The sequence below is a fragment of the Massilia sp. Root133 genome (assembly GCF_001426525.1).
GTDB lineage: Bacteria > Pseudomonadota > Gammaproteobacteria > Burkholderiales > Burkholderiaceae_D > Telluria > Telluria orientalis.
The window spans coordinates 294203-319818 of sequence record NZ_LMEW01000012.1 but is presented as its reverse complement, the minus strand read 5'-3'; the positions used below and the strand labels follow the sequence as shown (position 1 = coordinate 319818).

The 25616-nt window shown below is 68.1% G+C and carries 21 protein-coding genes; 9 read left to right on the top strand and 12 right to left on the bottom strand.

From position 1 onward, the window contains the following. Nucleotides 1–71 precede the first annotated feature (71 nt). Nucleotides 72–614: a YaeQ family protein gene (locus ASD28_RS12130; protein ID WP_056127586.1), complete on the bottom strand. Its 543-nt coding sequence runs from the start codon at nucleotides 612–614 to the stop codon at nucleotides 72–74. A 28-nt stretch (nucleotides 615–642) separates the two neighbouring features. Beyond that, nucleotides 643–1509: a formyltetrahydrofolate deformylase gene (gene purU / locus ASD28_RS12125; protein WP_056127582.1), complete on the bottom strand. Its 867-nt coding sequence runs from the start codon at nucleotides 1507–1509 to the stop codon at nucleotides 643–645. Between the two features lie 152 nt (nucleotides 1510–1661). Here purU and ASD28_RS12120 point away from each other — a divergent pair, with 152 nt between their 5' ends. From ASD28_RS12120 to ASD28_RS12090, 7 genes are all read left to right on the top strand, one after another. Beyond that, nucleotides 1662–2687, top strand: a complete 1026-nt coding sequence (locus tag ASD28_RS12120) for an NADP-dependent oxidoreductase (protein ID WP_056127579.1) — start codon at nucleotides 1662–1664, stop codon at nucleotides 2685–2687. Nucleotides 2688–2787: 100 nt separating this feature from the next. Continuing rightward, complete coding sequence (locus tag ASD28_RS12115; protein WP_056127576.1) at nucleotides 2788–3150, top strand: KGG domain-containing protein; 363 nt, start codon at nucleotides 2788–2790, stop codon at nucleotides 3148–3150. Between the two features lie 124 nt (nucleotides 3151–3274). Then, nucleotides 3275–3793, top strand: a complete 519-nt coding sequence (locus tag ASD28_RS12110; RefSeq protein WP_056127573.1) for a YgjP-like metallopeptidase domain-containing protein — start codon at nucleotides 3275–3277, stop codon at nucleotides 3791–3793. A 235-nt stretch (nucleotides 3794–4028) separates the two neighbouring features. Beyond that, nucleotides 4029–5267, top strand: a complete 1239-nt coding sequence (locus ASD28_RS12105; RefSeq protein WP_056127570.1) for a porin — start codon at nucleotides 4029–4031, stop codon at nucleotides 5265–5267. Nucleotide 5268: 1 nt separating this feature from the next. After that, the gene (locus ASD28_RS12100; RefSeq protein ID WP_056127566.1) at nucleotides 5269–5709 is read left to right on the top strand and encodes a hypothetical protein; all 441 of its coding nucleotides are present in this window, start codon (nucleotides 5269–5271) and stop codon (nucleotides 5707–5709) included. Continuing rightward, nucleotides 5709–8459, top strand: coding sequence for an EAL domain-containing protein (locus ASD28_RS12095; RefSeq protein WP_056127563.1), 2751 nt, complete (start codon nucleotides 5709–5711; stop codon nucleotides 8457–8459). The genes ASD28_RS12100 and ASD28_RS12095 overlap by 1 nt, the downstream gene beginning before the upstream one ends. After that, the gene (locus ASD28_RS12090) at nucleotides 8456–9550 is read left to right on the top strand and encodes a diguanylate cyclase (RefSeq protein WP_056127560.1); all 1095 of its coding nucleotides are present in this window, start codon (nucleotides 8456–8458) and stop codon (nucleotides 9548–9550) included. The genes ASD28_RS12095 and ASD28_RS12090 overlap by 4 nt, the downstream gene beginning before the upstream one ends. A gap of 5 nt (nucleotides 9551–9555) precedes the next feature. On the opposite strand, the gene ASD28_RS12085 is transcribed toward ASD28_RS12090, so the two are convergent. From ASD28_RS12085 to ASD28_RS12075, 3 genes are read right to left on the bottom strand one after another with little or no spacing between them, the layout of a single operon-like run. Next, nucleotides 9556–11157, bottom strand: a complete 1602-nt coding sequence (locus ASD28_RS12085; RefSeq protein WP_082577708.1) for a glycoside hydrolase 43 family protein — start codon at nucleotides 11155–11157, stop codon at nucleotides 9556–9558. Then, on the bottom strand, nucleotides 11154–12647 hold the full coding sequence (locus ASD28_RS12080; RefSeq protein ID WP_056127557.1) for a glycoside hydrolase family 28 protein: 1494 nt from the start codon (nucleotides 12645–12647) through the stop codon (nucleotides 11154–11156). Before ASD28_RS12080 ends, ASD28_RS12085 begins: the two co-directional genes overlap by 4 nt. Before the next feature lie 14 nt (nucleotides 12648–12661). Beyond that, nucleotides 12662–15721 (bottom strand): TonB-dependent receptor domain-containing protein, encoded by a 3060-nt coding sequence (locus tag ASD28_RS12075; RefSeq protein WP_082577707.1) that lies wholly within the window; start codon nucleotides 15719–15721, stop codon nucleotides 12662–12664. 182 nt (nucleotides 15722–15903) lie between these two features. Between ASD28_RS12075 and ASD28_RS12070 the strand changes: the two genes are divergently transcribed. After that, on the top strand, nucleotides 15904–18018 hold the full coding sequence (locus ASD28_RS12070) for a hypothetical protein (RefSeq protein WP_056127555.1): 2115 nt from the start codon (nucleotides 15904–15906) through the stop codon (nucleotides 18016–18018). Between the two features lie 262 nt (nucleotides 18019–18280). Here the strand turns inward: ASD28_RS12070 and ASD28_RS12065 are convergent, their stop codons facing one another. From ASD28_RS12065 to ASD28_RS12035, 7 genes are all read right to left on the bottom strand, one after another. Further along, nucleotides 18281–19135, bottom strand: coding sequence for a DeoR/GlpR family DNA-binding transcription regulator (locus tag ASD28_RS12065; protein ID WP_056127552.1), 855 nt, complete (start codon nucleotides 19133–19135; stop codon nucleotides 18281–18283). Between the two features lie 252 nt (nucleotides 19136–19387). Beyond that, nucleotides 19388–19927 carry a TIGR00730 family Rossman fold protein gene (locus ASD28_RS12060; RefSeq protein WP_056127549.1) on the bottom strand — a complete coding sequence of 180 codons (540 nt, stop codon included), beginning with the start codon at nucleotides 19925–19927 and terminating at the stop codon, nucleotides 19388–19390. Beyond that, nucleotides 19924–20601 (bottom strand): TetR/AcrR family transcriptional regulator, encoded by a 678-nt coding sequence (locus tag ASD28_RS12055; protein ID WP_056127546.1) that lies wholly within the window; start codon nucleotides 20599–20601, stop codon nucleotides 19924–19926. Before ASD28_RS12055 ends, ASD28_RS12060 begins: the two co-directional genes overlap by 4 nt. A gap of 50 nt (nucleotides 20602–20651) precedes the next feature. Continuing rightward, nucleotides 20652–21575 carry an alpha/beta fold hydrolase gene (locus ASD28_RS12050; protein WP_056127543.1) on the bottom strand — a complete coding sequence of 308 codons (924 nt, stop codon included), beginning with the start codon at nucleotides 21573–21575 and terminating at the stop codon, nucleotides 20652–20654. A 3-nt stretch (nucleotides 21576–21578) separates the two neighbouring features. Continuing rightward, nucleotides 21579–23192: a GMC family oxidoreductase gene (locus ASD28_RS12045; RefSeq protein WP_056127540.1), complete on the bottom strand. Its 1614-nt coding sequence runs from the start codon at nucleotides 23190–23192 to the stop codon at nucleotides 21579–21581. Further along, nucleotides 23189–23710 (bottom strand): twin-arginine translocation signal domain-containing protein, encoded by a 522-nt coding sequence (locus tag ASD28_RS12040; protein WP_056127537.1) that lies wholly within the window; start codon nucleotides 23708–23710, stop codon nucleotides 23189–23191. The genes ASD28_RS12045 and ASD28_RS12040 overlap by 4 nt, the downstream gene beginning before the upstream one ends. A 79-nt stretch (nucleotides 23711–23789) precedes the next feature. After that, complete coding sequence (locus ASD28_RS12035) at nucleotides 23790–24566, bottom strand: RNA methyltransferase (RefSeq protein WP_056127534.1); 777 nt, start codon at nucleotides 24564–24566, stop codon at nucleotides 23790–23792. Between the two features lie 170 nt (nucleotides 24567–24736). On the opposite strand from ASD28_RS12035, the gene ASD28_RS12030 reads away from it, so the two are divergent. Further along, complete coding sequence (locus tag ASD28_RS12030; RefSeq protein ID WP_056128404.1) at nucleotides 24737–25516, top strand: inositol monophosphatase family protein; 780 nt, start codon at nucleotides 24737–24739, stop codon at nucleotides 25514–25516. Nucleotides 25517–25616: the final 100 nt, after the last annotated feature.

Here is a 25616-nt window from a genome sequence, read left to right as displayed (position 1 = left end):
GACATGTGCCGATTATAGCCGTGGATGCACGATCTGGCGCACGCGGCCCCTGTGACATTTTGTCCAGTCGATCAGCGCTCGGCCATCAGGACTTCGCGCTCGACCTGCACGGTGCGCTCGCCGTCCGTCAGCCACACCTGGCCGTCCTGGATCGTGCATTGCAGCTGCATCGAACGCTGGGCCATCTGCTCCAGCTGGGCGCTCGTTTCCGCCGGGATGTTGATGATGGAAATCTTTTTGGTACGTTCGAGCTTGCTGGCCAGGCCCTTGAACCAGATGTTGCTGGTGGCGCTGTAGCAGTACACGATCACGTGTCCGGCCCGGCCGGCCGCCTTCATGAGGCGGCGTTCGTCGGGCTGGCCGACCTCGATCCAGAGGTCGATCGCACCGGTGAGGTCCTTGAGCCACAGTGCGGGCTCCTCGACGTCGAACAGGTCCTTGCCGTACGCGAGCGCCGGGTCGGCGTGCAAGGCGAAGGCGAGCAGGCGGATCATCACGCGCTCGTCGGTTTCCGAAGGATGCCGCGCGATCGTGAGCGCGTGCTCCTGGTAATAGTTGCGGTCCATGTCCGCAATGTTCAGGTCTGCCTTGTAAATCGTTGCTTTCAGGGCCATGCTCGAGTGTTGCCTTTTATTTTATGGTTCAGCTGAACACGACGGTCTTGTCGCCGTTCAGCAGGATACGGTGTTCCACGAACCACTTGACCGCACGGGCCAGCACGACGCTCTCGACGTCGCGGCCGATGGCCGTCAGCTGCTCCACGCTCATGGCGTGGTCGACGCGCTCGACGTCCTGCTCGATGATCGGGCCTTCGTCCAGGTCGCCCGTGACGAAGTGGGCCGTCGCACCGATCAGCTTGACGCCGCGGCGATGCGCCTGCGCATACGGACGCGCGCCCTTGAAGCTGGGCAGGAACGAATGGTGGATATTGATCGCCCTGCCCTTCAAGGCATCGCACAGCCCCGGCGACAGGATCTGCATGTAGCGCGCCAGCACGACCAGGTCGATGCGGTGGGTATCCAGCAAGTCGATGATGCGCGCCTCCTGGGCGAGCTTGGCCGATTCGCTGGCACCGGCCTCGAGCGGCAAGTGGTGGAACGGGATATTGTAACTGGCCGCGAGCTGGTAGAAGTCCATGTGGTTCGACACGATGGCCGGAATCTCCACCGGCAGCAGGCCGCTGCGGTAGCGGAACAGCAGGTCGTTGAGGCAATGGCCGATCTTCGACACCATGATCAGCACGCGCGGCTTGGCGCCGGCGTCGTGCAGTGCGCCGTCCGCGCCCAGGTCCCCGCACAGCGAACCGAAACCGGCGCGCAGCAATTCGTCCGAAATGGCATCGTCTTCCAGCGCGAAGTGGATACGCATGAAGAACAGCTTCGATTCCGGATCGCCGAACTGGGCCGAGTCGATGATGTTGCAGCCATGTTCGGCCAGGAAGCCCGAGACGCGCAGCACGATACCGCGGTGGTCCAGGCAGGACAAGGTCAGGATATATTCTGGATACATTGCTAAAAACTTCAGAATGGTTGAGGTTGACTGAGCCCGGCCATTGTCGCATGGATTGCCATCCCGGCATTTCCCCCACACCGGGGTCAGAGCCCGATTTAAAGAAATTGCCTAAAACCGGGCTCTGACCCCGGTTTCAACAGGAGACGCAAATGACAACGAATCGCCAGTTCCGCCTCGCCGCCCGCCCCGTCGGCATGCCCAAGCCCACCGACTGGCAGCTGACCGAGGAGGCTCTCGCGCCGCTGCAGGACGGCGAGGTGCGCGTGCGTGTGCTCTACCTGTCGCTCGATCCGGCCATGCGCGGCTGGATGAACGAAGGCAAGTCGTATATCCGTCCCGTCGCCATCGGCGAAGTGATGCGCGCGGGCGGGATCGGCGTCGTCGAGGCGTCGAACTCGCCGCACGTGGCCGTCGGCGACACCCTGACCGGCAGCTTCGGCGTGCAGCAGTACTGGACGGGCCCCGTCGACGCGAAGGCGGCCGCGGCCATGAAGATCGATCCCGCGCTCGCCCCGCTGCCGGCCTGGCTGAACGTGCTGGGCATGCCCGGCATGACCGCCTACTTCGGCCTCACGGACATCGGCCAGCCGAAGGCGGGAGAGACCGTCGTCGTGTCGGCCGCGGCGGGCGCCGTCGGGGCTACCGTCGGCCAGGTGGCGAAGCAGTTGGGTTGCCGCGCCGTCGGCATCGCCGGGGGGCCGGACAAATGCCGCTACGTCGTCGAGGAGCTCGGGTTCGACGCGTGCATCGACTACAAGGCGGGCGATGTCCCGGCGGGACTCAAGCAACATTGCCCGCAGGGCGTGGACGTCTATTTCGACAACGTGGGCGGCGACATCCTCGACGCCGTGCTGGCCCGCATCAACCTGAAGGCGCGCATCGTGATCTGCGGCGCGATCTCGCAGTACAACAACACGACGCCCGTGCGCGGCCCGGCCAATTACCTGTCGCTGCTCGTGAACCGGGCGCGCATGGAAGGCATGGTGGTGTTCGACTACGCGGCGCGCTATCCGGAAGGCGTGCAACGCCTCGGCGCCTGGCTGCAGGCAGGGGCAATCAAGAGCCGCGAGCACGTGGTCGAAGGCCTCGATCACTTCCCGGACGCCCTCGCGATGCTGTTCGAAGGGAAGAACTTCGGGAAGCTGGTGCTGAAGGTGACGGACGACGCACATTGAACCAACCGCACGCCGCCGGAACCATTTGATCCCCTGCCTCTCTAACCGCACGAGCGCATCCATGAACGCTCGTTGATAGTTCAGGCACAAGGAGATCGATATGGCGACAAGCAAGGAAGGCGGCCACAAGAGCGCGGCCGACGCCGGCGGCAACGAGCAGAAAAGCCAGCCGGCCAAGCGCGGTTTCGCTGCGATGGACCAGAACCAGCAGCGTCAAATCGCCAGCAAGGGCGGCCAGGCCGCTCACCAGAAGGGCACGGCGCACGAATTCGATTCGGAAGAAGCGCGCCGGGCGGGCCAGAAAGGCGGCGAAGTGGTCAGCCGCAACCGCGCCCACATGGCCGACATCGGCCGCAAGGGCGGGGAAAGCCGGCAATCGGCCAACCGCGCCGCCGCCGCCGCAAAATCGGGCAACCAGGCGGGCACCCAGGCGGGCAACCGCCAGGGCAGCAAGGAGTCTTGAACTTCGGGAAGATTCCCCTCACCACAGCGCTCAAGCGCCGACCGCGCCGCCGTGCCGGGCGCGGTCGCTCATCGCATTGCCGGGAGATGCGCCTGGAACATGGACGTGCTACAGTTCCAGGCTTATGTCCACCGCTTCCCACCTCAAATACCTGGCTGCGTATCCCGCGCACATCCTGTCCCAGGTCGAGCGCCTGATCGCCGACAACCGCCTGGCCGACCACCTGCGCCAGCGCTATCCCGACGCGCACGACGTCCGCACCGACAAGGCCTTGTACGGCTACGTGCAGGATCTGAAAGATGAATACCTGCGCAACGCCGAGCCCGTCTCGAAAGTGGCGTACGACAGCAAGATCGGCATCGTCCAGCAGGCCCTCGGCCTGCACACCGCGATCTCGCGCGTGCAGGGCGGCCGTTTGAAAGCCAAGCACGAGATCCGCATCGGCACCGTGTTCCGCGACACGCCACCGGCCTTCCTGCGCATGATCGCCGTGCACGAACTGGCGCACCTGAAGGAAAAAGACCACGACAAGGCGTTCTATAAACTGTGCTGCTGGATGGAGCCGGACTACCACCAGTTCGAATTCGACGTGCGCCTCTATCTCACCCAGCTGGATCTGGGCGGCGAACGGCTGTGGGCGTGATCGATCCCCGAGCGCTCTCCGGAAGTTGTATCAAGCATGATGAATGGCCGAAATGACCACCATCCCTCGTTGCCGTAGCACAACAGGATATTGAACATCGGCCGCCGCGGACCAAAAGCTGTCGACTTCCGCATGCACACCGATTAAAGTCGAGATCGGCGCTTCCTGCGCCCGGTGCCTGCCGTCCGCGCAGGCTGAATGAATTCCGGCCGTTCGGCCGATCCCGACGAGACCCATGCAGCAACAACGCCTCGCCCAATTCCTGTTTCTTTCGCTGTCCGGACTTGCCGCCGCCGGCGCCGCGCGCGCCCAGGACAAGCCGGACTGGCGCATATCCGGCTTCGGTACGCTGGGCGTCGTGCACGCGAGCGAACGCGAGGCGGATTACACATCGTCCGTCTTCAAGGCCAACGGTGCCGGCGCCACGCGCCGCTGGAGCACCGACGTCGACAGCCGCCTCGGCGTGCAGCTCGACGCCACGCTCGCGCGCCATTGGTCGGCCGTGCTGCAGGTGGTCAGCGAACAAGGCCTCGACAACACCTACCGGCCGCGCGTCGAATGGGCCAACATCAAGTACCAGGCGACGCCCGAACTGGCGCTGCGCGTCGGCCGCATCGCGCTGCCCGTCTTCCTGACCGCGGACTACCGCAAGGTCGGCTATGCGTATCCGTGGGTGCGCCCGCCCGTCGAAGGCTATGACGTCCTCCCGGTGACGAGCAGCGACGGCATCGACGCCACGCTGCGCTGGGGCGTGGGACCGGTCCGCAATGCGTCGCAGGTGTTCTATGGCCATAGCGCCGTGTCGCTGATCGAGCCGCTGCACGTGTACGGGCGCCGCGGCGTCGGTATCTCGAACACGAGCGACTGGGGCGCGCTCAGCGTGCGCGCCAACGTGGCCAGCGCCGAGATCTCCAGCGACATCGGCGCCGAATTGTTCCGCGCGTTCGACGCCTTCGGCCCCGTCGGCCGGGACCTGACCCGGCGCTACGCGCTGGACCACAAGCGCATGATGCTCGCGAATATCGGCGTGAACTACGACCCGGGCGCGTGGTTCGTGATGGCCGAAGCGGGCCGCACGGTCAGCCGTTCCTTCCTGGGCTCGACGCGCAGCGCCTACGTCAGCGCGGGCTGGCGCTGGCGGGCGTTCACGCCGTACGCGACGTATGCGCGCGTGCGCGCCGCCGGCGCGACGACGGATCCCGGCCTGCCGGTCGCCGCCCTGCCCCCGTCGCTGGCGCCGGCGGCGGCCGCGCTGAACGCCGGCCTGAACACCCTGCTGTGGACGATCCCGCAACAGACATCGCAGGCGGCGGGCGTGCGCTGGGACCTGCGCACGAACATGGCCCTCAAGCTGCAATACGACCGCGTGACGCCGCTGGAAGGCTCGCGCGGCACGTTCATCAACCCGACGACGCGCTTCGTGCCAGGCCACCCGGTCCACGTGGCCAGCGTCGCACTCGACTTCGTGTACTAGCATGGCGACGCTCAAGTATTCCCGCCAGCTGGGCACGTCCCTGCTGTGCTGCATCCTGGCCGGCGCGCCGGCGACAGCGGCCGATCTCGTCGTGATCGTCTCCGTGCGCAATCCCGTCGCCGCGCTGCGCGCCGACCAGGTGGCCGCGATCTTCCTCGGCCAGTCCGTGCGTTTCCCGGACGGCACGGAAGCGGTGCCGTTCGACCTGCGCCTCGGCGCGCCGATGCGCGACGAGTTCTATGCGCGCGTGACGAACAAGACCCCCGCGCTGCTGAAGGCGCACTGGTCGAAGCTGGTCTTCACGGGCCGCGGCCAGCCGCCCTCCGAGCTGGCGGACAGCGCGGCCGTACGGCGCAAGGTGGCCGACGATCCGGAAGCGATCGGGTATATCGAACGCAGCGCGCTCGACGCGAGCGTGCGCGCGGTCCTCGTGGTGCAGTGATGACGTCGCCCGCCGCCTCCGACCGCCGCCGTCCGCGCTGGCTCGCGCGCGCCCTCGAGACCTATTTTGCGCTGCCGCTGTTCGCCGTGCTGCCGCTGCTGGCGATCTGGATCGCGACATTCCACTTCATCGAAACGGAGCGGCGCGCGGCCGTCGACGCGGCGCGCGATGCCGTGCGCGAGCAGCTCGAGACGTACGAGGCGCAGGTCGCGCGCAACCTGAACGCCATCGACCAGACGCTGAAGGTCATCAAGTATTCCGTCGAACTGAACGGCCCCCACGCCGCCCTGCCCACGCTGCGCGCCGAGGAACTGCTGCCGCCCGGCCTCGTGTTCCAGGTCAGCGTGGCGGACCGCGACGGCACCATCGTCGACAGCAATCCGTCCATGCCGGCGCATGACGTGTCGCGCGCGCCCTACTTCACCGTGCACGCGAACGGCGGCGGCCACGCGGTATTCGTCAGCCAGACCGTCGGCGACACCGCACGGTCCGAGCCGCACCTGCACTTCACGCGCCGCATCGATGATGGCCACGGGCGCTTCGCCGGCGTCGCCATCGTCGAAGTCGATCCGGCGTATTTCACCAGCTCGTACGAACGCTCGCGCGGGGGCGAACTGGGCCTGCTGGCGCTCGTCGGCAGCGACGGCGTCGCGCGCGCCGTGCGCATCGGCGACAAGGTGTCGTGGGGCCAGCCGATCGCGCTCGACGGCATCAAGGAGGAAGCCCTGGCCCCGCAGCCGACGGCGCCGGACGGCATCGAACGCTATGCGGGCGCGCGCCGCCTGGCGGGCTTCCCGCTCACGGTCGTCGTGGGCCTGGCCGACAGCGAACAGATGGCGCAGTACGAGCAGCACTACGGCACCTACCTCGTCGGCGCGACGGCCGCGAGTTCGCTGCTCGTCGCCGTCGTCGCGATGATCAGCGCGTGGTCGTGGCAGGTGGCCAAGGCGCGCCGGCGCGAGCGCCAGGCACAGCAGACCTATGCGGCCGCGTCGGAAGCGAGCCCGGACGCGTTCTTCGTGCTGCGCAGCGTGACGGGCACGGACGGCACCATCGTCGACTTCCTCGTCGAGGGCTCCAACAGCCGGTCCGAACTCTTCACCGGCATCGCCAGCGAGGCGCTGCGCGGCCAGCTGCTGGGCGATGCGCTGCCGTATTGCCGCACGAACGGCATGTGGGAACACCTCGTGCAAGTGGTGCTCGAACAGCGCGTCATCGAGGCCGAGTGGCAGGCGACCGCTGGCCCGACGGCCGGGCGCTGGCTGCAGCGCCAGATCGTGCCCGTCGAAGGCGGCGCCGTCGCGATGGTGCGCGACATCACGGAGCGCAAGCTGGCCGAGGAACGCATCCGCCACATGGCCCACCACGACGAGCTGACCGGCCTCCCGAACCGCAGCCTGATCCGCGACCGCCTGGACCAGGCCGTGCGCAACGCCCACCGCAACGGCGGCCATCTCGCCCTCGCCTTCGTCGACCTGGACGGTTTCAAGCTCGTCAACGACGGCCTCGGCCACAACGCCGGCGACGAATTGCTGAAGGTCGTGGGCAGCCGCATGGAGGCCTGCCTGCGCCGCACGGACACCCTCGGCCGCCTGGGCGGCGACGAGTTCGTGATCCTGCTGCCGGAGGCCGGCGAAAGCCCGCTCGCGCTCACGCCCGTGCTGGAAAAGATCCGGCAAGCCGTCACGGAGCCCGTGCAGATCGGCGACCAGGCCGTGCGCGTGAGCTGCAGCATGGGCGTCGTCGTGTACCCGCGCGACGGCGAGGACCCGAAGACCCTCATGATGAACGCCGACGCCGCGATGTACCGCGCCAAGGACCTGGGCAGCAACAACTTCCAGTTCTACACACGCGAGATGAATGCCAGCGTCGAGGCAAAGCTCGTGATGCTGGAGGATATGCGCCGGGCGCTGGACGCGACGCTGGCGGACGAGACGCACGACGCCACCGAGGGCCAGGCGCCCGCGCTGCAAGCCCCCGCGGGGCGCTTCCACCTGTTGTACCAGCCGAAGGTCGACCTGCGCACGGGCCGTTTGTTCGGCGTGGAAGCGCTGATCCGCTGGCGCCATCCGGAACACGGTATCGTGCCGCCGATGCGCTTCATCGGGCTCGCGGAGGAATCGGGCCTGATCGTCGGCCTGGGCGAATGGGTCCTGCGCACCGCGTGCCGCCAGGCCCAGTTATGGCGCGCGGCGGGGCTGGATCCGCTCACGGTGTCCGTGAACGTGTCGGCCCGCCAGTTCGAGGAAAAGCGCCTCGTCGAACGCATCGCCGGCGCCCTGCGCGACACCGGCCTGCCGCCCTGCGCGCTGGACCTGGAAGTGACGGAAAGCCTGCTGATGCGCGACCTGAACCAGGCCATCGAACGCATGCGCGAACTGAAGGAGATGGGCGTCACGCTGTCGATCGACGATTTCGGCACTGGCTATTCGAGCCTGTCCGCGTTGAAATCGTTCCCGATCTCGACGCTCAAGATCGACAAGTCGTTCGTGCGCGACCTGGCCTCCAGCTCGGACGACCAGGCGATCGCGCTGGCCGTGATCTCGCTCGGACACCGCCTGCACCTGCGCGTGATCGCCGAGGGCGTGGAGACGGTCGAGCAGCGCGACTTCCTGCTGGCGAACGACTGCGACGAGATGCAGGGCTATCTGTTCAGCCCTCCAGTGCCGGCCGAGCGCATCACGGAGATGCTGCAGGCCCAGCAACGCCAGCCGCGCGACGTTGCGCAACTGGCGGGGGCACGAGCATGATCACCCGCCACGAGGCGGCGCGCATGCTGTTCGGCGCGGACCGCAAGCTGCACCGCATGCTGCAATACTGGGCCGGCACGGCCATCATGTACACGATCGTCATCGGCATGTTGTTCGGCCCCGCCGCGCTCGCGGGACAGCCGCAGGCCCGTGCCATCTGCCTCTACGTCGCCGCGGGCGTGGCCGTGTTCTACCCGCTGGTGCGCATCGGCGCCCGCATCGGGCTCGCGCCGACCATCCTGGCGGGCCTGCAGGGCATCTTCAGCATCAGCTGCCACGTCTGGGGCTATTCGATCGCCGGGCCGCTGCGCGGCGCGACCCTGGTGGGGTTGCCGGTCATCGTCGTGTTCTGCGTCTTCGCCCTGCGTCCGCGCCAGACCCTGATGCTGACCGCCTTCAACCTGTCCGTCATGGGCGGCACGATGTGGTGGCACGCAGCGCATGATCCGCTGCATTTTCCGCCGGCGGCCGAAGCCGTGAACTTCGTGTTCGTGGCGGTCGCCTCGCTTGCGGTCACCCTGCTGACCGGCGAAATGAGCAAGCTGCGCGCACGCCTGAAGACCCAGAAGGACGAGCTGCTGACGGCGCTCGACACGATCCGCACGCTGGCCACCATCGACGAGCTGACCAAGCTGGCCAACCGCCGCCACATGAACGAGCTGCTGGCGCAGGAAGAGCGCCGGCGCGACGCCGCGCGCGGACCGACCTGCATCGCCGTGCTCGACATCGACTTCTTCAAGCGGATCAACGACAGCTTCGGCCATGCGGCGGGCGACAGCGTGCTGCGCGACTTCGCGCGGGCCACGCGCGCCGAGCTGCGCGAAGGCGACGCGCTGGCGCGCTGGGGCGGCGAGGAATTCCTGCTGATGCTGCCGAACACGACGCCCGCCAACGCCCGCGCCGTGCTGGAGCGCATGCGCGCGCGCGTGGCCGCACTGGAGCCCTGCGATGGCGCCACGGAGCGCGTCAGCTTCTCGGCCGGCCTGAGCATCTGGCACCCCGACGAGCCCATCGCCGAGACCGTGAACCGCGCCGACAAGGCCCTGTACGCGGCCAAGGTGGCGGGACGCAACCGGGTGATCGAGGCCTGACGCCGTCAGCGTCCGGACCGGGTCACGCGGAACCAGTCGACGTCGACGTAATCGCGCACGATCGGCCGCGGGCCGCCGCCCTCGCGCGGCGCGTCGGTGTCGCCCTTGATCCACGTGAACACGGCGGGCCGGCTGCCTTTCCACCACGAGAACGGCGCGAGCTTCACCGGCGTGCCGGCCGCATGGAAGTCCCCGCTGCCGTCGCGCGCATACGAGAAGCGCACGGTCTGGTCTTCCGCCACGGCCGCGCGCAGGACGATCGCCTTGCCGTCGACCTTGCCCACCCGCGTCTCCACGCCGCCGTTCGCCACCGTCACATAGTCCTTGCCATCCTCGTGCACGACGCCGACCCACGGCACGCCGACGCCGAACAGCACGAGGCCCGCGCGCTGGCGCTCGCCCAGCCCTTGCAGTTCCAGCCGTGTCGTGATCTCGGACGCAGGGCCCTGCAGGATCTGCGTGAGGACGTTGCGCGCGCCGACGAGGTATTTCGCCTCGTTGGCCTGCAGGCGCAGATAGCCGGGCCGCTGCGCGAGGCTCCAGTGCGCGTCGTCCGGATTGTGGTTCCACGACCATTGCAGGCCCAGCGCCGGCGCGGCGAATTCGTCCGAGTCCTGCAGCCGGTCCGCGGGCGCGCTGCGGCCCGTGTCCGGGACCGGTCCCTCGAGCACGGGCAGGCCGGCTTGTCCCATCTCCGGCCAGTCATCCTTCCACACGACCGGCTGCAGGTGCGCAACGCGCCCGAACGCGCCCGTGCGGTTGAAGTGGATGAACCAGCCCTGCCCCGACGGCGTCTCGACCCAGCCGCCCTGGTGCGGCCCCTCGATGCCATTCCCCGGCAGCAGCACCTTGCGCGCCTCGTACGGCCCGTCGATACGCCGCGCGCGCAGCACGGCCTGCGGTCCGTGGCCCACGCCGCCGATGGGCGCGAAGATGTAGTAATAGCCGTTGCGCTTGTAGACCTTGGGCCCTTCCAGCGTGGGCAGGTTGACCTTGTCCTCGACGATCGTCCTGCCTGCGTCGAGCACGCGCGTGCCGTCCGCGCTCATCGCATGCAGGATCAGCGGCCCGGCGCCGACCTTCGAGTGGACGAGGTAGGCCTTGCCGTCGTCGTCCCAGAACGGGCACGGATCTTCGTAGCCCGGGCCGGCGACGACGGCGACGGGCGCGCTCCACGGCCCGGCCGGGTCATTCGCCGTGCTCATGAAGATGCCCTCGTCCGGCGTCGCCCAGTACACGTAGAATTTACCCGCATGCGCGCGCAGCGACGGCGCCCACACGCCGCGGGCATAGCGCTGTCCCGTGACGGGCTTCGACGTGCTGTCCGTCAGGGTGTACGGCGGGACCATGTCGTACGCAGGGTCGAACGGGAGCCGCGGCAGCACGTGGCCGGCGATGGTCCAGTGCACGAGGTCTTTCGAGCGCAGCACGGGCAGGCCCGGCGAGAAGTGAAAGCTCGACGCGACGAGCCAGTAATCGTCGCCGGACCGGATCACGTCCGGATCGGAATAGTCGGCGTACAGGATCGGGTTGCGGTAGGTTTGCACGGGTTCCGCCGCGTGCGCGGTGCCCAGCAGGATGGCCAGCAGGAAGACGAGTGATTTCATGGTGTGCAGGGAGAGTCGGCGTCGGGGCCCGCCAGCAGCATCGGGCGCGGATCGGGGCCGGTGGTGGTGAAGCGTACGCGCTGCAAGGTCAGGCGGCGCACGTGGCGCGTCCACAGGCCGTAGGCGGGCATCACGGGTGAGAACATGTGCGGGTCAGGATACCCGGCGGGCGCTTCGGGGATGTCCTGCTGGCGTATCGCCGGCTCGGTCGTCGCGGTCATGGGCAGGTCGACGTCGCGCAGCAGCACGTCCTCAATCGCATGGCCGGGCACGCCCGTGAAGAACGAGCCGCGCCTGCCGTTGTCGCTGCCCGTGATGCGGTCGAACACGATGCGGCGCAGGCGGCCCGGCTGCGGGCGCGCCTGTTCCGGCCGCACGCGCCCGCGGTCGCCCAGGCGCAGGAACAGCGGACTCTCGGCGCGCACGATGTGCGCGTCGTGCACGAGCACCCGTTCGACCGTGGCGCCGTCGACGGTTTCCCACGAGATGCCGCCGTCGGCCTTGCGGCGCTTCATCGCGCGCATGTCGGCCGCCGGCCCGCCAACTTCCACGTGGCGCACGAGCACGTTGCGGAAATCGCCCTGAGAATCCGTGCCGAACTTCAGCGCGTTACAGGTGCTGTACAGGCGGCAGTGCTCGACGAGCACCTGGTCGATCGGCCGCTGGCTCGCGCCCTTGAAGCACAGAGCATCGTCCTCGGCGCTGATGAAGCAGTTGCGCACGATGACGCGGCGGCAGCCGTCGATGTCGATGCCGTCGTTGTTGTGGTTCGCCTGGTTCTCGACGTGGATGCCGTCCACGATCAGGTTGTCGCAGTTCAGGTAGTTCTGCATCCAGCACGGCGAATCCTTCAACCGGATGTCCGCGATGACGACCTGGCTGCAATCGAGCATGCGGATGAGGAACGGCCGGCCCGGCGTGGCGCCGGTCGTTTCCTGGCCCGGGAAGTTGTCCGGCGTGCCGCGCCCGTCGATGAGGCCCTTGCCGCGGACGCCGACGCGCGTGCAGCCCTCGGCGAAGATCAGCGACTGGTTCATTCCCATATTGCTGTCCTGGACCGTGGGCCGGCGCGCGCGCCGCTCCGGATAGTCCTTCAAGTCCGTACTGGCCAGCAGGCGCGCGCCTTCCGCCACTTCCAGCATCACGCCGGAGCGCAGGTCGATCGTGCCGCTGACGTAGTCGCCCTGCGCCAGCCGCACGATGCCGCCGCCGGCCGCCGCGCAGGCGTCGACGGCGCGCCGGATCGCGGGCGTCGCCAGTTCGCCGGTGCGCAGGCCGTAAGCCTCGGGCACGAACACCTTGTCCGGCACGGCCCACGGGCGCAGGGTGCGCGTGAGCTCGTCCGCCATCGCGTCCAGGTCGCGCCGCAGCGCGTCGGCCCAGCCGGCGCCGCGCACGCGGCGCCCCGCGCACGCCGCGCCCCGCGCGACGGCGGGCAGCAGCCACGGCGCCAGCAGCGCCGCCCGCAGCAGGGTACGTCGTTCCGTCATCTTGCGGGTCTCCTTCACAGTTTCACGTTCAGGGTCACGAACAGCTGGCGTCCGAGCGTGTCGTACGTGGCCGGGATCGTGTTATTCGCCGGCAGCTGCGCGGAACCGAGGATCGGCGGATCCTTGTCCAGCACATTGCGCACGCCGCCGGTCAGGTTGACCATGCGGCTGAATTCCCAGCCGGCGGTCAAATCCAGCCAAGTATAGGACTTGATCTTCGGATTCGTCAGCGATTCCAGCGCGGGCGGGTTCGCGGCCAGCGCGTACGAGTCGACTGTCACGGGGCCGGTATAGCGTGCGCGGGCCGACAGCAGCAGCGGTCCCCGTTTCATGCTGACGCGCGTCGTGCCCTTCCAGCGCGGTACCGGCTGGCCGCACGTGCCGCCCCACGTGCCCACGCAGCGGTTCTTCAGCCCGGGCAGGTCCTGGATCGGCGTGAACGTCAGCTCGTTCACGTACGTCCAGTTGGAATCGAGCGTCCACTGGATGCCGTCCCTCGTAAAATTGTAGTGCCCCGCGAGGTCCACGCCGCGCGTCGCGATGCCGCCGATGTTCGCGTTCGTCGTCATCACGTACGTCGGTGCCGCGATCTGGCCCGTGATCGGATCCCGGTTGATCGCGCGGCAGTACACGCTGGCCGCGTTGCGGATCGTGTTGTAGCACAGGTCGAGCACGGACTGGATGCCGCCGCCGCCGAGGGTCGAGATCGCGTCGTCGACAGTGATGCGGTACCAGTCCACGCTCAGCTGCAGGCCTTTCACGGACGGCGGCATGAACACGGCGCCGACGGTGACGGTGTGCGACGTTTCCGCCGACAGGTCCGGGTTGCCGCCGACGACCTGCGTGATGAACGGCGACGGTTGGACGGCCGGGTCGAACACGAGGTTCGCGGGCACGCCCGTCGCTTCGCACAGCACGCGCACGGCCTGGGTCTGCTGCGCCAGCGGGGCGCGGCTCGAGCACGGGTCGGTCGCGGTCGGGCCGTTCGTGCCCTGCCCGCCGAACAACTCGCCCACGTTCGGGGCGCGGATCGATTTCTGCTTCTGCGCGCGGAACGTCAGCGCACGGGTGGGCGCCCATTCCGCGCCGATGGAACTGGTCCACACCTTGCCGACCGACGCGACGTCGTAATCGGAGCGGCGGAACGCGCCCGATACGGACAGGCTTTTCGCGAACGGCTTGTCGGCCAGCAGCGGCACGCGCACCTCGCCGTACACTTCCTTCACCGTCGTCGAGCCCTTCGTCGCGCGGGCCGCGTTCCAGCCCGAGACGTCGCCGGACGACAGGAACACGTCGGGGCTGTAGGCGCTGTACGCGTAGCGGCGCTCGAAGCCCGTGGAGAAGTCGATGGCGCCGGCCGGCACGTCCATCAGCGATCCCGCCACGTTACCGGCCAGGACGTTCTGCTCCGCCGTGATCTTCGACTTCGACGCCACCGAGATCGCATTGGCCGACGCCTCCGTCAGGTTCTGGCCGAACGGATTCAGCACGGGCGCCGCGCCGTTCTGCGCCAGGGTCGCGTTCTGGAAGCGGCTCAGCGAGATGGAGCCCGCCTGGTCCTGCGTCTCCGTCGTGCGCGCCTTCGTGTAGTACACGTCGTACTTCAGGTCGCGCAGCCAGCGTTCCGACACGTCCGGCAGGCTGCCGCGCAGGCCCAGCGCGATGCGGTAGACCTGGTGGTCCGTGTCCGCCACGCGTCCGCCCAGGTCGGAGAAGCGGCGGTTGTAATTCAACACGGCGAGACCGTCGCCCGGCGTGGTGGTGAGCGACGACGTGCCATTGGTGACGCGCGTGGTGCCCGTCTCGCGCAGGTCCAGCTGGCGCAGGACTTCCTGCATCTGCGGGCTCAGATACGGGTTGTTCGTATTGAAGAGGAAGTTGCCGCTGGCGCTCGTCGGGCCGATCTGCACGCTCGCGGAATTGCTGCTGAAGTGCGCCTCCATGTAGCCGGTGGCGCGCTCGCTGAAATCGTAGTGGGCGAACGCATTGCTCATCCAGCGCTTCTGCGGCGTCACCATGTACGACAGCGGGCCGAGATCGTACGCATCGCCCGGCGCCGCGTACGGACGCACCGTCCTGCCGGTCGGGTCGAAGATGGCGCCGAGGGTCGACATGTTCTGCAGCCCGGCCGCGATGAGCGCCGCGTTCAGTGCCGGATTCGACGCGGCGGAACCGACGACGGGCAGGTTGCCGATGCGTCCCGTCGGCACGTTCGACGAGCCGCTGAAGATCAGGCCCGGACGCCCGCCCGCCGCCACGCAGGTCTGCCCCGCCGGCACCGCGAGCGGCGTGCCGGGACGCGTGGACGACCACGATGCCGCCGTCACGCAGCCATCTCCGAGCGACGGCAGCGCCCAGCCGCCACGTTCGCCGCGCGTAAAGCCGTCGCGGTCCATGTAGTTGACGGAGACGACGACATTGCCCCTGCCCCCGCCGAAATTGCCGCCTACGGTGAGATCGATCGAATCGTTCGGCGTGCGCGTGGGCTGGTCGACACTCCTCTGCGCGTTGATCTCCACGCCTTCGAAATGATCGCGCAGGATGAAGTTGACGACGCCGGAGATGGCGTCCGAGCCGTACACGGCGGACGAACCGCCCGTCACCGTCTCCACGCGTTTCACGAGCGCCGCCGGGATCGTGTTGACGTCGGTGGTGAAATCCGGGCCCGTGATGGCGAAGCGGCGGCCGTTCACGAGCACCAGGTTGCGCGTCGGCCCCAGGTTGCGCAGGTTGAGCGTCGACGTGCCGGACGGCTGGCCCGGCTGCACCGTGTTCGCCGTCGGGCTGCTGAGCTGGTTCGCGGTGAACTGCGGCGTATCCGACAGCATCACCTCGAGGTTCTGCGTGCCGGTCAATTTCAGTTCCTGCGCGTCGACCGTCGTCACGGGCGTCGGGGCGAGGAAGCCGCGGCTGGCCAGGCGGGAGCCGGTCACGACGACTTTGTTCTCCTCGGGCTTCGGTGCGTCGGCTTCCTGCGCGTTCGCGTGGCAACCGAGATTTGCCGCGATCAGTAACGCGGACATCGTTGTTGTGTGGTGGGCGCGGGCCCGCTTTTGCTTGCGTCTCGTCTTCATGCCGTTTTTCCTTATGGATTATCGATGGGCGTAAAGATGGTAGACAGCCGCCTCGAACAGGGTCAATCGGCGACCGCTCAGTGGACTGACCGAAAGGAAATCTGGTCAAAAACGTGATCAAAATGGGAAAACAAGGGGAAAGGCAGGCAGTTATCATCGGCTGTCGCATCCCTGGAGACACCATGCCCGCCTTTGCCATCGCCGCCCTGCTGCTGCTTGTGTCGGTCCTGCCCGCGCACGCGGCCGACCGCATCGACCGCCAGGCCCTCGTCACGCGTCATTCCCCGCGCCTGACGGCGCCCGACCCGTGGGCGCCGCTCAGCGTCGGCAATGGCCGCTTCTGTTTCACCGCCGACGTGACGGGCTTGCAGACCTTCGCCGACCATTACCGCGCCGACGGCATCGGCCTCGAAACGCAGGCACGGTGGGCGTGGCACGAAGATCCGAATCCGCACGGGTACAAGCTCGCCGACGCGAACAAGGCCTACACGGCGCACGGCAAGACCGTGGACTATCCGACGCGGATGGACGTGCCGGCCGCCGCCTGGCTGCGCGAGAATCCGCATCCGCAGCCGCTCGGCCAGCTCGCCATCGCCTACACGCACCGCGACGGCAAACCGCTCGCGCTGGCGGACGTGGGCGCGATCGACCAGCGCCTCGACCTGTGGCGCGGCGTGCTCACGAGCGCGTACACCATCGACGGCGAACGGGTCGTCGTGACGACGGCCGTCGACCCGGACCGCGACACGCTCGCCGTGCGCATCGAATCGACGCTGTTCGGGCGCGGCCTGGCCGTGCGGTTCGCGCTTCCGCGCGGCTACGTCGGCGGCATCAAGCAGAATCCGCCGCTGGACTGGTCGCAGCCGGCGTCGCACACGACGACGATCGTGACGCGCACGGCCGACACCCTCGTGCTCGCGCATGCGCGCGACGGCTATCGCTACGGTGCGGCGCTGCGCGCCTCGATGCCCTTGACCATCGCGACACCGGCGCCGCACACGTTCGAACTGCGACCGAAGTCCGGCCGGGTGCTCGCCTTCACGCTCGCGTATGCGCCGGACAAGCCGGCGCCGGATGCGGCGGACGTCTTCGCGCGCAGCGCCGCGCATTGGCCCGCGTTCTGGCGGAGCGGCGGCGCCGTCGATTTCAGCGGCAGCACGGATCCGCGCGCGGCCGAGCTGGAACGGCGCGTCGTGCTGTCGCAATACCTGACGGCGATCCAGGCGGGCGGCGATTTTCCGCCGCAGGAAAGCGGGCTGACGACGTCGACGTGGTACGGCAAGCACCACACGGAGATGATCTGGTGGCACACGGCGCACTTCGCGCTGTGGGGCCGCCCGGTGTACCTGGCGCGCGCGCTGGACTGGTTCCGCGCCACGCTGCCCGCCGCGCGCGCCGTCGCGGCGGCACGCGGGCTGCAGGGTGCGCGCTGGCCCAAGATGACGAGTCCGCAGGGGCGCGAGAGCCCCGGCGGCAATCCGCTGATCGTGTGGAACCAGCCGCACCCGATCCACCTCGCGGAACTGTTGTACCGCGCCGACCCCACGCCCGCGACGCTCCAGCGTTACCGCAACCTCGTGTTCGCGACGGCCGATGCGATGGCGTCGATGCTCGCGTGGGACGACAGGTACAAACGCTGGGTCCTGGGCCCGCCGCTGTGGATCGCGCAGGAGATCCACGATCCGGCCGCCAGCATGAACCCGGCGTACGAACTGTCGTACTGGTCGACGGCGCTGGACATCGCGCAGGCCTGGCGCACGCGCCTCGGCCTGCCGCGCAACAGCGACTGGGACGAAAAGCGCCGGCACCTGTCCGCCCTCCCGGTCAAGGACGGCAAATACGTCGCGCTCGAATCGGTCCCGGACACGTGGGACGACGTCGCCAGCCGCCAGGACCACCCGTCGTTCCTGATGGCGCTGGGGCAGCTGCCGGGCGCCGGCGTCGACCGCGCCGTCATGGACCGCACGCTGGACGCCGTGCTCGCGCGATGGGACTGGAAGGCGAAGATCTGGGGCTGGGACTATCCGATGATCGCGATGACGGCGGCGCGCCTGGGCCGTCCGGAGACGGCCGTCGACGTGCTGATGAAGACGGGCGTGCCGAACAACGGCTACACGGCGGCCGGGCACAATCCGAACACGGACTTGCCCGTCTACCTGCCCGGCAACGGCGCGCTGCTGGCCGCCGTCGCGATGATGGCGGGCGGCTGGGATGGCGCGCCGGCCGGGGCGGCGCCCGGGTTTCCGCACAACGGGAAGTGGGTCGTGCGGGCCGAGGGGTTGAAGCCGCTGCCTTGAGTCAGCCTAAAAACTGCTCGAAGTCGACTCTTTGTAGCCAACGAGGTGGAAATGAAGAACGTAGTTAGCATACTCAGTATGGATTCCCGCTTGCGCGGGAATGACGATGCTGTTTCTGACGGTTTTTGAGAACAATATTCCGGACACTAGCGCGCAGGCGGGATAGCGCCATTGGCGCTATCCCGCCAAGTTTTGCTCGCCGCGATAACGCGTGCAAATTGGATCCCCGCCGAGGGGAACGCCTAGTCCGGGGACGACCTAGCTAGGCCAGCATCGCGCACATGGTCCCGTGCAGCCCCAACTGCGCCCCATCCAACGCAATGCAATCCTGCGCCGGCGGCGTCTCCGGCTCGACAACGATCACCTTCACGCCCGCCTGCTCCAGCCATTGCACGGACAGGTCGGCGACGCCGCTGTCCGTGATCACCGTGTGCACCTGCTTCAGGTTGCACAGGATCAGGCCCGCGCGGCGCGCGAACTTGGAGCTGTCCACCAGCACGACGAGCTTCTCGGCCTGGCCGATCAGGCGCCGTTCGGCGCGGATCAGCAGCGGGTCGGTCTCGACGAGGCCCAGCATCGACAGCCCGGACACGCTCATGAACATCTTCGAGGCGTACTGGTCGCCCGTCGCATCGTTGTCGAACGGCGACAGGATGACGTTCTCGTCGCGGTAGACGGTCCCGCCCGGGATCAGCACTTCGTTCTGGCTCGTCGCCAGCAGCCGGTCGGCCATCAGGAACGAGTTGGTCATGATCTTGAGGCTGCGGTCGGCCAGGAAGTCGGCCATCATGAACGTCGTCGTGCCGCCGTTGATGATGATGGTCTCGCCGTCCTCGCACAGCGCGGCCGCGTGGCGGGCGATCGCGTACTTGCGCGCGGCGTTGGCGCGCAGGTTGTCGGCGAAGGTGTCGTTGGCGAGGCCGCCCAGGCGCTTCTTCCGCGGGGTCGTCTCGGCCCCGCCGCGCGTGCGGTGGATGAGGTTGCGGGCGGCGAGCCAGCTGATGTCGCGCCGGATCGTGGACGGCGACGCGTCCAGCGATTCGACCAGCTCGTGCACGGTGGCCGCCTTGCGCTCGTCGAGCAGTTTGAGCAGGCGGTTGCGACGCTTGTTGATCATGGTGTCTCCTTCTCGATATCGAAATCGATCCGGCGTGCGGCGGCCCCGTTGTCGTGGTGGATGGGGATCGACGCGTATCGCGTTCATCGTGCAAGCCGAATCGCCTTGTGCTGCTGCCAAAATATGATAGCGCACAACAATGATGTTAGGGACGCGCGATCGATATCATTTCAGGGCGCAGGGAGACACCCTGATTCGCTCGTTGAGCGATCAGGAAACGGTCAATGTTTCCGCAAACATCGAGCGATTGGATCAGGCTTGACGCAGGCGGCGGATCAGCACGTCGGGGTCGGCGTCGCGCACCAGCAACTCCGCGTGCGCGGGACGCACGAAGCCGGTGCCGACGAGATGGTCGATGAAGGACGCGAGGCCGTCGTAGAAGCCGTTCACGTTGAGAAGGCCGATGGGCTTGGCGTGGATGCCCAGCTGGGCCCACGTGACCATCTCGAACAGTTCTTCCAGCGTGCCCATCCCGCCCGGCATGGCGATGAAGCCTTCGGCCAGGTCGGACATCATCGCCTTCCGTTCGTGCATGTCCTTCACGACGAACAGCCGCGTGAGGCCGGCGTGGCCCACTTCGCGCTCGACGAGGTGCTTCGGGATCACGCCCGTCGCGTCGCCGCCGAGGCGCAGCACTTCGTCGGCGATCACGCCCATCAGGCCCACCTTGCCGCCGCCATAGACGAGGCCGATGTTGTGCTCGACGAGGGCGCGCGCCAGGCCGCGGGCGGCGTCGGCATAGACAGGATCGGCGCCCAGCGAGGCGCCGCAATAGACGGCGATGGATTTCATGGCGCTTCCGGTGGCAGTTTGGCGAGGAAGTCGTCGGACAGGCGCTGGAACAGCGCGAGCGTCTCGCCGCGCAGGTAAGGCCCCAGCATCGACAGCACCTGGTAGCAGCCGCGCGCAAGCGCGTCCGCGATGGCCTGCTGCTCGCTGTACTTGCGCGGATTGCGCACGTATTCGTACGACAGCCAGTACGTGGCGACGACGACCATGTTCGTCGCCATGGCGCCGATCTGCGCGTCGCCCGCTTCCAGCGAACCTTCGCTGCGCAGGTCTTCGCACAGCTGGCGCGCGACCTTGATCTTGTGGGCGAGGATCGCCTTGAAGTGCAGTTCCAGCTTGCGGTTGCGCGACAGGAGGTCGTTCAGGTCGCGGTAGAAGAACCGGTACTTCCAGATCAACTCGAACATGAGGTGCAGGTACAGCCACACATCTTCCATGTTCGAGCGGCGGCCGGCCGGGACGGTCAGCATGCGCTCGATCTCCGCCTCGAACTGGACGAAGATCGAATTCACGATGTCGTCCTTGTTGCGGAAGTGGTAGTACAGGTTCCCCGGCGAGATGTTCATCTCGTCGGCGATCACGGTCGTGGTGATGTTCGGTTCGCCGAATTCGTTGAACAGCCGCAGCGACAGCTCGAGGATGCGCTCGCGGGTTCGGCGCGGGGCTTTCTGTTGCATGGAAACAAGTATGGGTGGACTCACGTGCAAGGATATCATCGACCGGACCCTCAGGCCATGGCCGGCTGCACTTCGCGCAGAACGCGCAACACCTCGGCCAGCACGCGGGGGTTGCTGCCCAGCGCCACGTGGCCCACGCCGCCGAATGCGATGGTGCGCGCGCCCGGAAGGATGCTCGAATCCTGCGGCGCGACGATGTTGTCGTGGTACGTGTAGATGGAGACGATGCGCGCACGGACATCCTGGGTCTCGCCCGCCGCCAGGTCGCGCAGCCACGCGCTGTCCCGCCGCATCTGCGCGGCGTTCTCGCCCAGGCCGAGGTTCGCCAGCACCGTGCCGTGGTGCGGCGTGCCGAGCGTGATCAACCTGGCCACGCGCGCGCTCCCGTATGAGCGCATCCACGCGCGCGCCGCCAGCCCGCCCATGCTGTGGGCGACGATGGCGATCTGCGCGGCGCCCGTCGCGGCGCACAGCGCCTGCACGCGCGCCTCGATCAGCGGCGCGTAATCGTCGATGCTGCCCGCGACCGGCTCCAGGTCGATGGTGGCGTGGCTGATGCGCTCGCGGTCCAGCAGCGGTTCCAGGTGCGCCCAGAAGCCGCTGTTGCAGCCGTAGCCGTGCACGAGCAGCACGGGCACGCGGCCACTGTCGAGGTGGAGGGACATGCGCGCGCAGCCGCGCGGCACGTGCCAGGACGTGACCAGCATACTGGCCCGGAACTCCTCGGCCAGCATGCGCAGGCGTGCCGCCGGTCCGAGCCGGTAATCGGGCGACGTGTGGCTCGCCGCGCGCGCCGCCATGACAAAGTTGTTCATGTTGATCGCGAGGCGCACGACGACGACGGCGCCGGCCCCCGCCAGCAGCGCGCCCCACGCCGGGACGCCCCGGTGCAGCAGCGCCCACGCGACCAGCAGCGCCGCGGCCAGCTGCACGAGCAGGACGAGGCGCAGCAGGGTGCGGGCGCTGGCCGGCATGTCTTACGCCTGCGGCCGCGCGGCCGGCCGGCCCGTGAGGGATTGCGCCAGGTCGCTGGCGAGGCGTGCCGTGATGCCGTAGATCGACAGCTGGGGATTGGCGCCGATCGACGTCGGGAACAGCGAGCCGTCGTGCACGGACACGTTGGCCAGGCCGCGGTAACGGCCATCGGGCCCCGTGACACCATCGCGGTCCGCCATCGCGCAGCCGCCCATCACGTGCGCCGACACGACGCGCGTCAGGTGGCGCTCGAACGGCAGCGCGGCGATGCCGGCCTTCGCCTCGTTCCAGCCGGCGTAGCGCGGCGCCCGTTCGTGCGCGACCTGCACGCCGCTGGCGCCGGCCGCGAACTGGATCTCGGCCATCGTCAGCAGGGCGCGGCGGGCGCCGTCCCACAGCGGATCGTTGAGCGGATAGTCGAGGAGCGGAGATCCATCCCCGTTCAGGCCCACGGTGCCGCCCTGCGACTCGGGATGAAAGCCGTCGCGCAGCAGCGCCAGCATCCCCTGCAGGTGCGGGAAGTGGCGCATCATCTCGGCGTGCTCGCGGCCGAAGCCCTGCATCGTCGTCGCCAGCAGCACGGGGTGCAGCGGCGGCGCTTCCAGCTTGAAGCCGAGCGGGCCGTCGATCGCCTGGGTGTGCAGGAAGTGGTCCGAATAGACCGTCTGCGGCGCGCCCGCGTAGCCGTCCACGCGCTGCGGGAACAGCGCCGCCGACACGAGCGTGGGATGCAGGAACGTGCGCTTGCCCAGCTTTCCGCTCGGGTCGGGCGCCTTCGAGCGCAGCAGCAGCGCGGGCGTGTTGATGGCGCCGCCCGCGAGCACGTAGTGGCGGGCGCGCAGGCGCAGGCGGCGTCCGGTGGCGTGCAGGCCGCCCGCGTCGAGCAGCGTGCAATCGAGGCCGTCGGCCTGGTCGCCCTTGATTACCAGGCGTTCGGCGCGGGCGCGCGTGACGAGGATTGCGCCGTGGTCCAGCGCGGACGGGATCGTCGTCACGAGCATCGACTGCTTCGCGTTCGTCGGACAGCCCATGCCGCAATAGCCGAGGTTCCAGCAGCCGTTGACGTTGCGGCGGATGAGGCCCGTCGGGATGCCGAGCTTCTCCGCGCCGCGCCGCAGCAGGTCGTTGTTCTCGTTCGGCGCGCCGGGCCAGTCGGCCACGTGCAGCCGCGCTTCCATCAATGCGAACCACGGCGCCAGCCCGGCCTCGCTGTACGTCGACAGGCCGAAGCGCTGCTGCCAGAACGCGAGCGTCGCCGGCGGCGTGCGGAAGCTCGACGTCCAGTTCACCGTCGTCGACCCGCCCACCGTGCGGCCCTGCAGGATGTTGATGCCCTTGTCGCGCGTCTTGCGGGCGGCCGATTCCTGGTACAGCGCCGGGTAGGCGTCCGCCTCGCGCATCCTGAAGTCGCTCGATGACTTGAGTGCGCCCTCCTCCACGACGATCACGGACAGGCCGGACAGCGCGAGGATCTCCGCCGTCACGCCGCCGCCGGCGCCGCTGCCGACGATGACGACGTCGGCGTCCAGCGCGCGGTCTTTTTCCTCGCGCGCGCCGTCGATGACCTTCCAGCCGCGCGCGAGGCCGGCCACGATGGGATCGGGAATTGCGCTCATGCCAGCTCCTTCAGCGGGCCGGGATAGCCGATGGCGTCCCAGTGCGCGGGCTCGCTGTACCAGGCGCCCAGCACGAGGTCGTGCAGCGCCGCGTACGCCGTGCGCAGCAGGGACAGGCGGTGCAGGCGCCAGTCCTGCAGGAACGCGGCGACGTCCGCCTCCTTCGCGGCTGCCCAGCCGTCCGGGATGCCCGTCAGCAGGCGCCGCGCCGGACCGAGCGCGAGCAGCCCGAACAGGTCCTGTACTTCCTGCTGGGCCGGCAGCGGCAGGCCAAGGATGGTCTGATGCACGCGCGCCGTCGTCGCGGCGATGGCACGGGCGCGGTCGGCGGGGGCGTCCGGCAAGGCCCCGGACAGGATCGCGGCGACGATGGCGTCGAGCGCGGCGCGCGCCTCGCCGTCGAGCACGAAGCCGCGCGGGGGTGCCGGATGCGTGTGCCGGTACCAGCCGCCGCCGGCGGCCAGGACCGCCGCCGACAGCAGGCCGGCCTTCAGGAAGGTTCTGCGGGTTGTCTCCATGCCTACCCTTTGTATGTGTTTTTTCAAAGTGTAAGCGAAAGAACAGGTCAGGCGACCAATTCGAACTAGAGCAAGCCGTCTAGGAGTCCCGCCCCGTGGACTTCATCACCTGGCGGGCAATGCCGCGCAGGATGTTAACTTCTTCCGTCTCCAGCTGCGTGCGCGCGAACAGGCGCTTCAGGCGCGGCATCAGCTTTTTCGGGTTGCTCGCGTTGAGGAAGCCGATCGCGACCAGTGCTTCTTCGAGATGGGCGTACATGCCCTCGATCTGCGCGACGCTCGCCGCCTCGCCGTGGAAGCCGATGCCTTCCTGCGTGCGGCTCAGTCGAGCATTATCGCCCTGCGCGGCCAGCCGGCATTCGTACGCGAGCACCTGCGCGGCCTGGGACAGGTTCAGGGACGAATACTCCGGATTGGCCGGAATGTTGATCAGGACGTTGCACTGCTCGACGATCTGGTTCGGCAGGCCGAAGCGCTCGTTGCCGAGGATGAGCGCTGGCTGCAGGTCTTGCGTCCCTGCCGCGTGCGCGGAAAATTCGCGCGGCGTCCATACAGGCGGCGAGAACTCGCGCAGGCGGGCCGATACCGCCGCCGCGAAATTGCAGCCGTCCAGCGCCTCGGCGATGGAATCGACGATCCGCGCGCCCTGGAGCACGTCGAGGGCGCCGCTGGCGAAGGCGACCGCTTCCGGGTCGTGCAACGGGTCGTTGCAACGCGGGGCGACGAGCACGAGGTCGGAAAATCCCATCGTCTTCATGGCGCGCGCCACCGAGCCGACGTTGCCGGCGCGGCTCGTCTCCACCAGCACGAAGCGTAGACGTTTGAAAAGAGAAGAGACAGTTTCGGTCGGGTTCATTTAAAATAACGCCATCGCGCGGTGACGGGCGTTGAAATGCGGGCAAGAAGCTCGCGATTTTAACGGCTTCGGCACCGCTTTGCTCTTTAATTATTTCTCGTTCAGATCGTTCACGGCGCCGTTGCGCGGTGGGCGTCAGCATTTTTTTACGGAAGCCCTCTATGCATCCCATGCTCAACACGGCCATCAAGGCCGCCCGCCGCGCCGCGACCGTCATCAACCGCGCATCGTTCGACCTCGACCGCATCACCGTCAGCGAAAAGAGCCACAACAACTTCGTCACCGACATCGACCAGGCGTCGGAACAGGCCATCGTCGAAACCTTGCTGAAAGCCTACCCCGACCACGCCATCCTCGGCGAAGAATCGGGCCCCACCGCGAACCTGAACGACGACAGCGAGTACGTCTGGATCATCGATCCGATCGACGGCACCACCAACTTCCTCCACGGCTACCCGAACTACTGCATCTCGATCGCACTGCAACAGCGCGGCGTGATCACGCAGGCCGTCATCTACGACCCGGTCCGCAACGACCTGTTCACCGCCACCAAGGGCGCCGGCGCCTACCTGAACGACAAGCGCATCCGCGTACGCAATCCGGACCGCATCAACAAGGCCCTGATCGGCTCCGGCCACGGCGCCGAGCCGCGCGACCTGGCCGAATACCTGCGCATGTACGAAGTGGTCGCCCCGCGCTGCCACGGCCTGCGCTCGAGCGGCTCGGCCGCGCTGGAACTGGCCAACGTGGCCGCCGGCCGCGTCGACGGCTACTTCGAAAAGAACCTGAAAATCTGGGACATCGCCGCCGGTTCGCTGCTCGTGACCGAAGCGGGCGGCATCGTCGGCGAGTTCGACGGCGAGTCGGAATACCTGAACAAGGGCGACATCATCGCCGCCGGCCCGAAGGTCTTCGCCGGCATGGTCGCGCTGCTGAAGCCCTTCGCCTGAGCGGCCTCCCGCCGTTTCGCGTAAAATACGCCCTGTGTAAGTCCGGGGAATGCCGCGGGCCTTGCTGGCCGCGCGGCTTTCCCGCCGCAGGCGGCGTTGT